The sequence below is a fragment of the Alteromonas sp. 1_MG-2023 genome (assembly GCF_030547075.1).
Taxonomy (GTDB): domain Bacteria; phylum Pseudomonadota; class Gammaproteobacteria; order Enterobacterales; family Alteromonadaceae; genus Alteromonas.
Window position 1 is genome coordinate 41,738 of record NZ_JAUOQH010000010.1, and the last position, 13,017, is coordinate 54,754.

Genomic DNA, 13,017 nt, shown 5'->3' on the forward strand with positions numbered 1-13,017 from the left:
AGGGAAAATACATGAAATTACATAATAACGGGTTGGCTAAAGTAGCGACATTAGCTGCTTTGTTAACAACATCAATGGCACCTATGGCTTTTGCTGATAATAAAGAGAGTACAGAGAGTGCCGAGCAACTTGAGCGCGCCGAGCGTGAAAAACAAGCGGCTAAAACGGAAGTGTGGGAGCCAGTACCCGCAGTAGTAAGTGCTAAGAAGAACGAAGTGCCTTCTGACGCGATAGCCTTATTAGACAGCGATTTATCGGCCTGGGAGTCGGTAAAAGGTGGTGAAGCCAACTGGCAGTTTGCAAAAAATGAACTTACGGTAAAACCGGGCACAGGCGATATTAAAACCAAACAAGGTTTTTGTGATGTACAGCTTCACGTAGAGTGGAAAGTACCTCAGCCAGAGTCTGATATGGAAGGGCAGCAACGAAATAATAGCGGTATTTTCTTTCAGCAACGCTATGAAATTCAGGTGCTAGATTCCTACAACAATGCCACTTACCCAAATGGGCAAGCGGGCAGTGTGTATAAGCAAACCATTCCACTGGTAAACGCTATGCGCGCGCCAGGTGAATGGCAAGAATACGATATTATTTTTAAAGCACCGGTATTCGATGGCGAGGCGCTTGAATCGCCTGGGTACGTAACCGTTATTCACAACGGCGTGGTGGTACAAAATCATGTAGAGATTCAGGGCACTACCGAGTGGATTGGCGCGCCTAAATATAAAGCCCATGGTTGTGAGCCTATTCAGCTTCAAGATCATGGCAACTTAGTCAGCTTTAGAAACATGTGGGTGCGAGAGCTGTAGGCAAAAAGCGCAAGTTTTAGCTGATATACAACTAAGCGTCAAAAATAACCAGTCAATACATACTGCCAGTAGGTATTTTAATGAAATATCTGCTGGCAGCTTTTTATTAGCCTATTTTATTAACATGTTTTATGGCGGGCTTTATTGCGTATTGTATTTATGCCAAGCGCACGGTTAGCGCATATCGTCATATAAATATTCAAACCGCTTGATCTTCCCAATCTGCGAAGTACTGCACCAGATAATCGATGGCCATTCGAACCCTAAGCGGCATAAAGCGTTTATTCTGATACACAATCCAGCTGCTTGCCCCGTCGCCCCAGTAAGGTTGTAGTATGGGCTGTAACTTTCCCGCTTCAACCGACGCGCTAAAGGTGCTTTTAGGCATATAGCCAATACCCAAACCTCGTTCACACGCATCAAGTACCGCATTCGCATTATTACTGCGCCAACGGCCTTTCACTTTTATATTTTCTTGTGCGCCATGGTTTGAAAACTTCCATACATCGTTATTAGAAATAACGCAGCTATGCTTTTTTAATTCACTGGGGTGGGAAGGTTCGCCAAATTGCGCTAAATATTCCCGTGTGGCCACCGCCATCATGGGTCTTTCAATCAGTTTACGTGCTATTAGGCTAGAGTCGGCCAGTTCGCCGTAGCGAATAACAAAGTCTACATCGTCTTCCACAAAGTTAACCATACGACTGTTAAAGTCCATATCAATGGTTAACTCAGGGTGTTCTAATCCAAACTGCATTAATGCGGGGGCCACGGCGTGCTCAGCAAACCCGCCTGCCGCACTTACTCGCAGAACGCCGTCAAGTGTTACCTGCTGAAGGCTAACCTGCTCATTGGCTTGTTGAAGGCCAATAAGTAAGTCTTTAGCGTGCTGATAATAAAGTGTGCCGTTCTCGGTTAAATTGACTTGGCGTGTAGAGCGGGCCAATAAAGTACAGCCAATTCGCTCTTCAAGCCGAGCAACTTGCCGGCTAATGTGACTGGTGCTGCAACCTAGTTGCTTTGCTGCAGCTGAAAAGCCTTTGCGTTCGGCCACGGCTACAAACTCTATAATGCCTTCAAAGCTTTCCATTGAAACTTTCCATTTATTCAACTCGCGGTGTTGTAGATTCGTGTTACGTTTTAGATATTATCATTGTTGCTGTATGGCAATAGTGATTTAACTATTTCGCATATTATCAAATTATCAGGGATATTCTATAGTGTATGAACATGATTACTACGGCGCAGCTAATGTGCCTTATGCATAGGAAGACACCATGAAAAAGATACTTATCCCAGTAACAAACCACGCGACACTAGGTACTACTGATCAAGCGAACGGTACTTATTCGCCGGAGATCACCCATGCAATCGATGTTTTTAATAAGCATGGCGTAGATTACGATATCGCGTCTATTGAAGGCGGTACTATTCCTATTTACGGTACCGACATTGAAGGCGACGACGTTAATGCCGCGGTGTTAAACAACGAAGACTTTAAAGAGCGCACCAGCAACAGCATGAGCGTTTCCAACGTGAACATTAATGAATATGATGCGGTGTTTTATCCAGGTGGATTTGGATTACTGTCAGACCTCGCAAGCAACGAAGACTTTGCTAAGTTGTCTGCTGCCCATTATGAAAATGGCGGTATTGTTGGCGCGGTATGTCACGGCCCAGCAGCACTTTTACCTATAAAATTAAGCAACGGGGAAGATCTCATTGCGAGTAAAACAATTACTGGTTTTACCCGCGAAGAAGAAGTGGATTACGGCACCATTAACGATATTCCGTTTTTACTTGAAGAAGCGTTAGCTCGTAAAGCCGCTAAATTCAGTAAAGTTCAACCATGGAATGTGCATGTAATTGAAGATGAGCGTGTTATTACTGGCCAAAATCCAGCAAGTGCGCACGCGGTTGCAGAGGCGATAGTGAAACGTTTAAATAGCTAAGCATTTAAATAGCAGCATGTGAAAAGTACAAGGGCAATCATTGCCCTTGTATTCGTTTTAAGGGGGGAGGTGAATAACAAATCTAAGCAATTTATTATGGAAGCGCTAGTTCATGAGCTTGCGGGTTACCATCAACCACCTTGTATCCAAAATCCACTACACCTGTCAGTCCTTCAACGCTATTACCCCCATCATTTTGCCAATACACAGTTGCTCTGTGGCTTCTAATTTCATGCATAAGTGCATCGTAAGTTAGCGTGATCGGCAGAGTGTCAGTTGGTTCTATTGTGCTTGCAACCATTTGCAATTTCACCTGCGAAAACTTGCCTACATGCTCATTACTTGCTTCGGTAATGGTAGCGTTGATTAACTCAACTGGCAGCGGGTTTGATGTTTGTGATAACGCGATATGAGGTTCAATGTAGCGGCAAAGCGCCGTTAATTTTTCCTCGGTCAGCGATGTGCCAATTTCAGCATCGGCTAAGCGTTCAAACTCTGGCTCTACGATAACCAAATCATCCAAAGAGAAGGTAATAGTGACGTGTAGTTGGTCTTCATTTTCTGAAAAAACGAGTACGCTACCAGGTAGAGCATGAGCGAAAGCTGAACCTACTGAACCTGCCATGATAAAGATGGCAAACAGTAATGCATAAGCCCCTCGAATGCTTATTGTAAAAGTGCCTTTCCAGTTAGTCACTAAATCACGCGCTAATTTTCTTAATATCACTTATTTTGACCGCCGTAATCCGACGTGATGTCGCGCCATACCGAATGGGGGTGGTTGCCAGCAGTATTGGTAGACTTGTTCGACTGAAGTGAAAACTCTATCCACAGTGAGGGGCCATGTACCCGAACATAATCATCTTCACTATTAAGGTCGGTAGTGCCTGAAAAACCCAATACGGTTTCGTCTAGTTCAGCTGTGTACTTAGCCATGTATAGAACGGCATCTGCATCATCAATATCGCCAACGTAGGTACGAATAGCTTTTAGCAATAAATCACGCTGATTATCATCTAATTCAGATACCGACAAACCTTCTTGAGTACTTGGAATAGCATCGTCAGCTTGTGGGCCTGCTAGAATATCTCTGTAAGTGCCTTCAAGCATGGCATTCGATTGCTGAGAAGTGCTTAATGCATTTAATAACGCGGCAAAGGTATCTCGTTCTTGAAGCATTGGCTTATTCGTTCGGCCATTCATTTCAAATGCAGGGAAGGGCTCTATGCCACGAAAAGACGGCGTAGCGCCTATAAGCTTTCCTTCATTGTAGGTATTTGTAAATGCAAAGTGATGGCCGCCATAGTAAAGCTGCCACAACGATGTTGTAGACGGCGTGCCTAAAAAGGCAATTTTGCCGTTAAAAGAAGAGTAACCTGCTTTGTAATCGTCACTCACTGTGCCAATGTAATCATCTGCATTTAGCGTTTGCACTATTTCATCGAAACCTTCATTTTCCGTTAGGCTGGCGGCTTCCATTAATATCGCTTTTACAACGCCGCGCTGTTCTAAGTTGAATTCACCTAAAAACACTCCCGGTCTAGAGGGGAAAGCGCCAGCCGGAAGATTACTCCACTTTTTAGCGTCCTCTACTGAGTATTCTTTTTGAAGTAGTTCAAGTATCTCTTCCGACGCACTGCCTTTTAAAATATCAGCAAGGCACACTAAGCGAGTAACACCAGTTCTGTTAGCGCAGGTATCTACAGATTCAGGAATAGGAACAGTACCCATAAGTGTACTGGTGTCGCCCAGTCTTGCTTGGATAGCTTCACTTTCTGGTGTCGACTTCATGGGCGGCGGCCCATCAGGGTGAGAGCCATCAGGCCCAGAACCATCAGGTCCAGAGGAATGCTGATTATCTTGGGCAACACTAACACCAGCAACAGCGCATGACAGTGCAAATGCACCAGCGATACCCAGCAATTTACTATTCTTCTGTTTCATCAAATCTTACCTTGCTTCTTAAAAGGGGGGGAGCGTCAGCTAAAGCTGCAGATGTTTAGCACTTATGTTAATCACTCTCATTAAGCGCTTGTGTTAAACACATAATATATTTTTACGTGTAATTATATAAAACGAGCAATATTGCATTTAATAATGGGCTAAACAACGCAGACCACAGTGCTGATGGTTGAAGCATCAGCACCAAGATCGCAGTATATATTTAGATAGATATTAGGATAGGTATTGGGCAACTGTTAGCGAAAGCGTTAAAGCAAACAAAGAGACTAAAATGCCTCTTTGTATATCTGTACGATATCTTGTTTGCTTAATACTCTTGGGTTGTTGCGTAGTAACCGAGTCACCTTGCTCGCTTCTTCTGCCAACAAAGGAATAGCATCTTCGCTAATATCAAAATCACGCAGTGTGGCGGGTATCTCTACTTTTCTGCACAATGCTTCAATGGCATCCACTACCTGATTAGCAATCTCTAACTGCGTTTTATCAGAAATAGGTAAATGTAAAAAGCCCGCCACATCGACAAATCGCTGTTGGCATGCACCTATATTCCAGCGCATTACATGGGGCAGCATAACCGCATTGCTCATACCATGAGATAAATGAAAGCGACCGCCTAGCGGATAAGCTAGCGCATGCACGGCGCCCACTCCCGCGTTACCAAACGCTAAACCTGCCATTAAACTTCCGGTAGCCATATCTTCACGTGCTTTAACATCGTGGCCGTCTGCATAGGCCAGAGGAAGCGAGTGAAATATAAGTGTCATGGCCTTGCTAGCCAGTGCATCGGTAATAGGGCTGGCATTAACGGACAAGTAGGCCTCAAGCGCATGTACAAAGGCATCCACACCGCTGGCGGCAGTAATGTGTTTAGGGCAGCTTAATGTCATTTCTGGCGTCACAATGGCAACGTCGGGTAAGAGGAAATCGCTCACAATGCCTTTTTTAACTTGCGCGATAGGGTCGGCCAATATGGCAATATTAGTGACTTCTGAACCTGTACCCGCTGTGGTAGGAATGGCAATAAGGGGTAATGTGCGCCCTGCAACTAAGTTCTCACCAAATAGCTCTGCAATATTGCCCGTGTAATTAAATGTAGCCGCAAGCACTTTGGCGCTGTCAATTGCGCTACCGCCGCCAACGGCAATAATTCCGTCTACTTTATGCTGTTTTAATCGAGCAAGCCTGTGCTCAATAATTGTTATTTCAGGTTCAGGAGGAATGTCGTCTATTACAATAGGGCATTCGCAATTCAGCACATTGGTTACATGGCTAAGGGCACCAGATTGGCTTACGCCTTTATCCGTAATTATGGCGGGTGCTTTTATGTTTAATTTTGAAAGCTCATTGGCAAGGCTAGCTAACGCACCCTCGCCCGTAATGAGTTTATTGGCTGATTTGAAGACCGACACCTGCATAGTACACCTGCTGAAAAACTGAGCTTGATGCCAATGTAGAGGGATTAGGTGTTGTTTACAAATTAGTAACAATGATAATGATGGAAAAGGGAAGCGTTTTAGAGCATTTAACCGAACACAGGTGGCATAAAAAAACCGCAAACCATGTTTGCGGTTTTTAGTCGTCGCCCAATAGTCAGCGTTAGCTTTCTATTACTAGGCTTTCGATTACTAAGTCTTCGTTTACTAAGCTTTTGATTACTTAGCTTTGCCTTGCTTAGCAACGGCATCCATCATCGCTTTAATCGCTTCTGGATCGCCTAAGTATTCTTTAGAGATAGGCTTCAAGTTTTCGTCTAGCTCGTATACCAAAGGTACGCCAGTTGGAATATTTAGGCTTAGTACGTCTTCATCAGACATGCCATCTAAGTATTTAACCAATGCACGAAGGCTGTTGCCGTGAGCAGCAATAATAACGCGCTTGCCAGCTTGAATATCTGGACGAATAACATCGTGCCAGTAAGGAAGTACACGCTCGATGGTCATCTTCAAGCTTTCACCGCGAGGAAGGATCTCGGCATCAACATTGTTGTAACGACGATCTACGCCTGGGAAGTGTTCACTATCAGTATCTACGGCTGGTGGTGGAATGTCGAAACTACGACGCCACACTTTAACTTGCTCTTCGCCGTGCTTAGCAGCAGTTTCAGCTTTGTCCAAACCTGTCAGCGCACCGTAGTGACGCTCGTTCAAACGCCAGTGACGTTCAACAGGTAGGTAATGTTGACCCATTTCTTCCAAAGAGATATTCAATGTTTTGATAGCACGAAGTAATACAGACGTGTACGCCTGATCGAATTCAAAACCTGCATCTTTCATTAACTGACCAGCGGTTTTAGCTTGTGCTACACCTGTGTCAGTTAAGTCAACGTCGTGCCAACCAGTGAAACGGTTTTCAAGGTTCCACTGACTTTCTCCATGACGAATAAGTACCAGTTTATACATAGTAAGGTTACCTGCGGCGTTAAAGTGAAAATGCCCAACGAATGCAAATGAAATGACGCGTCAGACGGATATGAGTAAATATGCTAGCTATCATCCTTGATCGGCAACAAAAAATCCAGTTTCGAAAAGCCAAGTTTAACAGGTAAGACTAGCCAAGCAGTAAAACCTACGACTATTTTTACAACACAAAGTGCTAAACAGTAACCGGAAAATCAACATGAACTTTTTTTCACTTTAATACCGTATACAAACATAAGTGAGAGCGGGTAGAAGCACCAATTTATTCCAGTAAAGGAATAGAAGTGTAAAGTAGCACTGCATTCAGTTAGTAATGGTGTTTTCTAACTTGCTCCTAAAACTATATTTATGACAGGCAAATAAGGATGGTGAGCGCGTGAAATATCAATCTTTTTCCAATATCGATGTCGATGGCAATTCCTTCAAGGCAATTAGCTTTGACAAAGTAAATGAGAACTTTGCGCTCGACCGATTACCGTATTGTATTAAAATTCTCCTAGAAAACTTACTTCGTCATGAAAACGAAGAGTTTGTGACCAGTGACGACATTGAACAAGTCGCTACCTGGAACACCGAAAATCATGTCGAGCATGAAGTATCTTTTGTACCTGCCCGCGTTATCTTGCAAGATTTTACTGGCGTACCTGCTATTGTTGATTTGGCCGCTATGCGCGATGCTGTTAACAAGTTAGGGGGCGACGCACAGGCTATCAATCCGCTAAACCCCGTAGAATTGGTTATCGACCACTCAGTAATGGTAGATTTCTTTGCAGAAGAAAATGCGTTAGAGAAAAATACTGACGTTGAAATTGAGCGCAACAAAGAGCGTTATCAGTTTTTAAAGTGGGGGCAATCTAGCTTCGATAACTTTAAAGTAGTGCCTCCTGGTCGAGGAATAGTCCACCAAGTTAACCTTGAATACCTTGCTCGAGTCGCCTTCACGAAACATGAAGGTGATGACACCCTAGTATATCCAGATACGTTAGTAGGTACCGATTCACACACCACTATGATTAATGGCCTTGGTGTACTTGGTTGGGGTGTAGGTGGCATTGAAGCCGAAGCGGCCATGTTAGGTCAACCGGTTACTATGCTACTACCAAAAGTAGTGGGCTTTCGTTTAGATGGTGAACTGCCTACCGGCGTGACCGCTACTGATATGGTACTGACAATTACCCAACAATTACGCGCTCACGGCGTAGTGGGTAAATTTGTTGAATTCTATGGCCCGGGCTTGAAGCATTTAACCACAGCCGATCGTGCCACTATTGCCAACATGGCACCTGAGTATGGTGCTACTTGCGGTATCTTCCCTATTGATGAGGTTGCGCTGGATTACTTGCGCTTAACCGGGCGTGACGAGTCGCAAATTAAGCTGGTTGAAACGTACGCGAAAGACAGCTCACTATGGCACGATGACTTCACAAAAGATGCCGAATATCACGAGACATTAGAGTTAGACTTAAATGACGTTGTGCCCTCTATTGCAGGGCCCAAACGCCCACAAGATAGAATTGCATTAGATAGCGCTGCGAAAGCATTCAATGAATGGCATCGCTCGCAGATTGATGTGAAAGTGTTGGACGAAGAAACGGAATTTGTTGCGGAAGGTGGTTCAGTGCCTGAAGTGAATGAAGAACATGATTCTTATGTGGAATTCCGTGGAAATAAATTTAATTTAGAAGATGGCGCCATTGTTATTGCGGCCATTACAAGTTGTACCAATACATCAAACCCTTCAGTGCTTATTGGGGCAGGGTTACTCGCGAAAAAAGCGGCTGAAAAAGGCTTAACCCGTAAGCCTTGGGTAAAAACTTCTTTAGCCCCAGGGTCGCAGGTGGTAACTCAGTATCTTGAAGATGCAAACTTGATGGACCCATTAGAAGCATTAGGTTTTAACTTAGTGGGTTACGGATGCACTACCTGTATCGGTAACTCAGGGCCATTGCCTGATGCTATTAGTGATGCAATTAAAAAGGCTAAACTTACCGTTACTTCAGTGTTGTCGGGTAACCGAAACTTTGAAGGTCGTATTCATTCAGACGTTGCTGCCAACTATTTAGCGTCGCCGCCGCTGGTGGTTGCTTACGCGCTAGCCGGTAATATGAATATTGATATTACTAAAGAGCCATTGGGCTTAGGTAGCAATGATGAGCCAGTATATTTAAAAGATATCTGGCCGAGCGAAGAAGAAATACAAAGTCACATTGCTGAACATGTCACCAGTGACATTTTCAAAGCAAAATACGCTGATGTGTTTAAAGGCAGTGGTGTATGGAATGATTTAGCGGTTAGCCCAACATCGGTATACGACTGGCCTGACTCTACTTACATTAAACATCCGCCGTTTTTCCAAACGATGGGTGAGCAACCTGAAGCGCTCAATGCTATCGAGAACGCGCGATGCTTAGTAAAAGTGGGCGATTCAATCACCACAGATCATATTTCTCCGGCAGGCGCGATAGCACCTGATAGCCCAGCAGGTGAATACTTGCAGGCGGAAGGAGTTGATACCAAAGACTTTAACTCTTATGGCTCACGTCGCGGTAACCACGAAGTGATGATGCGAGGTACCTTTGCCAATGTTCGCTTACAGAATCAGTTAGCGCCGGGTACTAAGGGCAGTGCAACTACCCACTACCCAAGCGGTGATGCTATGTCTATCTACCATGCTGCTATGCGTTATAAAGAGGAAGGTGTTGGTGCCGTGGTCGTTGGCGGTAAAGAGTACGGTACGGGCTCTAGTCGAGATTGGGCAGCAAAAGGCCCATCATTGATGGGGGTAAAAGCGGTGATGGTAGAAAGTTATGAACGTATTCACCGTTCAAACCTCATTGGTATGGGCATATTGCCGTTGCAGTTTAAATCTGGTGATAGTGCGACTAGCTTAGGTATTAAGGGTAATGAATCGTTTTCTATTGGCGCAGTCAGTCGCGATCAAAAAGAAGTGGATGTCACGGTTACGACTGATTCAGGCGAATCTCAAACCTTCTCCATGGATATTCGAATAGACACATCTAACGAGTTCACTTATTTCGAACACGGGGGCATTTTACATTATGTAATTCGTCAGTACTTGAAGAAGTAGTGATGAGTGAAGTAGTGATGAGTAACGCAACCGCAAACGAGTAGGGTTCAGTGTTGTGCTGTACTGTTCTGGTTCTTGCTAGTGCTTGCTAATCCAATTAAAAAAGCCCGATTTGATTCGGGCTTTTGTTTGTTTACTTGAAAGAAACAGCTCGTGGCTATTAATCACTGGCGAATGATAACTACCGCCAACTACTAGTCACCGCCAACTATTTGTACCTGCGGAATGTCGGTGTCACCCTTGAGGACTTTTAAAATAGCGTCTTGTACCAAGGTACGCATTCCATCATTGGTGGCTTGCTTTTTCATCTCAGCAACACTCGATTCTTTGTATACCAATGAGCGTAGCTCTGGTGTCATACCGAGAAGCTCATGTACACCAGTTCTTCCCTTATAGCCGGTGTTACCACATTCCTCACAGCCTTTCGCTCTGTGAAGCTTCAGCGGTGAAGGAAGTGCTAATTCCTCCAGCATTTTAGGGCCATACTGCCTTTCAATAAATGCCATGTCTTTGTCAGTCGCAACATACTCTTCCTTACACTTCCCGCAAAGGGTTCGAATAAGTCGCTGGGCTAATATACCCACACAAGCGTCTGAAAAGTTAACAGGATCTAGCCCCAAATCTAATAAACGGGTAATAGTTTCAGGGGCAGAGTTAGTATGCAGGGTAGATAACACTAAGTGACCCGTCAGCGAGGCTTCAATCCCTGCGTGAGCGGTTTCTTTATCCCGCATCTCACCAATAAGAATAATATCTGGGTCGGCCCGCAAGAAAGCCCGCAGAGCATTCGCAAAGGTGAAGCCAATTTTGGGGCTTACCTGAACCTGCTGTAAACCTGCTTGAGTTATTTCAACCGGGTCTTCTGCTGTCCATATTTTCTTTTCGGGGGTGTTTAAGTAACCCAAAATAGCATGCAAAGTTGTGGTTTTACCGGAACCAGTCGGTCCCACCACTAATAAGATACCGTGGGGCTTTTTAATCATGTCTTCTAAGCGCTTAAGGTTATTAGGCGCCAGGTTCATCTTTTCGATAGGCATTGCACCGCCAGAGGCGAGCAAACGCATAACAACACCTTCACCGGCAACGGTAGGAATAGTAGCAACACGTACTTCTACCAGTTGACCGTTCATTTTAAAGGCTAATTTACCATCCTGAGGTACCCGCTTTTCTGCGATGTTCAGGTTAGACATAATTTTAATACGCGCTATTACCGCATTGTGGTGTGAGTTAGGCACCTTGTTCATGTCGCGGCATACACCATCTACCCGCATTCTTACGCGAGTAGGGGCATTTTTTTCGGGGTCCACATGGATATCTGATGCGCCAAGGCGCTTAGCATCGTGTAATATCCGGCTTACCAAACGCACCACCGCTGGGGCATCGTCAGAAAGCTCATCAACAAGCTCGTCACTTTCTTCAGCTGATACGCCTATCTCGTCAAGAATCTCATTCATGTCGCCAGGAGCGTTACCGCCACCACCTTCACCTAAATACTGAAGTATTTGGTTGGGCAGACCTGCGGCAATTTCGTAGCTTTCTATACCCAGCGCACTTTCTATTTCCATTAACAACGCAGCGTTGTTAGGTTCTGCCATCAACACGATAGGATTGCTTTGCACGTCTGAAATAACCGCAACATGGTTACGCTTAAGGTAAGATAGGTTTAATTTGCTCTCACCTTCGTACAAATGATATTTGTCGGGTAAATACCCAATAAAGGGAACTTGATAGTGAATAGAAAGTGAGTGGCCTATTTCATGCTCGGGCACACGGTGTTCAGATATCAGGCGTTGAACAATACTACGGGTATCTTTTGCGGTAGATAGTAGTTCTTTTAACGTTGCTTCTTTTATAAGGCCTTTGTGTAACAAAGAATCAAATGGATTATTGGTACCACCAAGCTCGTAACGGAATTTCTCACCCAATACTAATGCTAACTCGTTAGCGCGTGTTAAATCGGTATCATCAAAAGTACCGTTACGCTTATTGATGATTTGCAAAACACCCATTAACACCCCTGCATTAAGAATGGGCACGCATAGAATGTTAGTGGTTTTAAAATCGTTATTTTTGTCGAATTTGTCTGCAAACCGTAAACGAGGATGAATGGTTTTTAGCTCGGCTGCGTCGTAGGGATCGGCTATTAATAGCGGCAGTTGAGAAATAGCAACATAACCCGCAATAGACATAGGACTAATAGGCACCTTAATTTCTAAGGTTTCTTTACCCGTTTTAAAGCGAGCAACTAGGTCCTGATGCTGTCGGCGGCGCTGAAATATACTCATACGCGTAGCACCAAACATTTTGAGAATGATGGGCTCTAATGAACTATAGGCGTCTAATAAAGACGAATGGTTATCCAGTAGGCGTTGAACATGAGTGAAATTATGCTGACTGTCTTCTACTTCCATAGTGTTCTTCGTACAGCGTTGAAGCTGCTACATCCAATTTTGATTAAAGCCAATTTTGATTAAAAAAATGACATTTCTTACTGCCACAATCGGTGGTGGTAGTGCTAGTAGTGCTTTATGTACCGCGCCTTCAGCGCGTTTAAACCGAGCATTTACTATGTATTTGCTATACATCTACCATACGTTTAGTGTGCTTTTAGTGTACTAATACCGCACTTGTGCCGCACTCACAACAGACTCTTAACGTATTTCTACCGACTATTATTGCCACTTTATCTAACACCTTACACTATCAGCTTATATGGATAGCGCAATAACGGCAATATAACTTACATTAAAGGTAGCTCAAGTATGGCTTATTCTACGTTAGGTATTAAT

General features: G+C 44.2%; 9 protein-coding genes. 3 read left to right on the forward strand and 6 right to left on the reverse strand.

Annotated elements, in window-relative coordinates; translation table 11 throughout:
* The first annotated feature begins 83 nt into the window (after nucleotides 1-83).
* Entirely contained in the window at nucleotides 84-809 is a 726-nt protein-coding gene (locus Q4561_RS11915) for a DUF1080 domain-containing protein (protein ID WP_303460860.1), read from the forward strand.
* Nucleotides 810-1,008: 199 nt separating this feature from the next.
* Here Q4561_RS11915 and Q4561_RS11920 read toward each other — a convergent pair whose 3' ends face one another.
* Nucleotides 1,009-1,899: a LysR family transcriptional regulator gene (locus Q4561_RS11920; protein WP_303460647.1), complete on the reverse strand. Its 891-nt coding sequence runs from the start codon at nucleotides 1,897-1,899 to the stop codon at nucleotides 1,009-1,011.
* 187 nt (nucleotides 1,900-2,086) lie between these two features.
* Between Q4561_RS11920 and Q4561_RS11925 the strand changes: the two genes are divergently transcribed.
* Nucleotides 2,087-2,761 (forward strand): type 1 glutamine amidotransferase domain-containing protein, encoded by a 675-nt coding sequence (locus tag Q4561_RS11925; RefSeq protein WP_303460649.1) that lies wholly within the window; start codon nucleotides 2,087-2,089, stop codon nucleotides 2,759-2,761.
* Between the two features lie 94 nt (nucleotides 2,762-2,855).
* On the opposite strand, the gene Q4561_RS11930 is transcribed toward Q4561_RS11925, so the two are convergent.
* The 4 genes from Q4561_RS11930 to gpmA all read right to left on the reverse strand — a co-directional run bounded on the left by Q4561_RS11930 (nucleotide 2,856) and on the right by gpmA (nucleotide 7,122).
* Nucleotides 2,856-3,488: a hypothetical protein gene (locus Q4561_RS11930; RefSeq protein ID WP_303460651.1), complete on the reverse strand. Its 633-nt coding sequence runs from the start codon at nucleotides 3,486-3,488 to the stop codon at nucleotides 2,856-2,858.
* The gene (locus Q4561_RS11935; RefSeq protein ID WP_303460652.1) at nucleotides 3,485-4,705 is read right to left on the reverse strand and encodes a DUF3500 domain-containing protein; all 1,221 of its coding nucleotides are present in this window, start codon (nucleotides 4,703-4,705) and stop codon (nucleotides 3,485-3,487) included. Before Q4561_RS11935 ends, Q4561_RS11930 begins: the two co-directional genes overlap by 4 nt.
* A 284-nt stretch (nucleotides 4,706-4,989) precedes the next feature.
* A complete protein-coding gene (locus Q4561_RS11940) occupies nucleotides 4,990-6,138 on the reverse strand; it encodes an iron-containing alcohol dehydrogenase (protein WP_303460653.1) in 1,149 nt (382 codons plus the stop codon).
* Nucleotides 6,139-6,375: 237 nt separating this feature from the next.
* Nucleotides 6,376-7,122 (reverse strand): 2,3-diphosphoglycerate-dependent phosphoglycerate mutase, encoded by a 747-nt coding sequence (gene gpmA, locus Q4561_RS11945; protein ID WP_057794463.1) that lies wholly within the window; start codon nucleotides 7,120-7,122, stop codon nucleotides 6,376-6,378.
* Nucleotides 7,123-7,516: 394 nt separating this feature from the next.
* Here gpmA and acnA point away from each other — a divergent pair, with 394 nt between their 5' ends.
* The gene (gene acnA, locus Q4561_RS11950) at nucleotides 7,517-10,228 is read left to right on the forward strand and encodes an aconitate hydratase AcnA (protein ID WP_303460655.1); all 2,712 of its coding nucleotides are present in this window, start codon (nucleotides 7,517-7,519) and stop codon (nucleotides 10,226-10,228) included.
* Nucleotides 10,229-10,422: 194 nt separating this feature from the next.
* Here acnA and Q4561_RS11955 read toward each other — a convergent pair whose 3' ends face one another.
* Nucleotides 10,423-12,639: a GspE/PulE family protein gene (locus tag Q4561_RS11955; protein ID WP_303460656.1), complete on the reverse strand. Its 2,217-nt coding sequence runs from the start codon at nucleotides 12,637-12,639 to the stop codon at nucleotides 10,423-10,425.
* Between the last annotated feature and the right edge of the window lie 378 nt (nucleotides 12,640-13,017).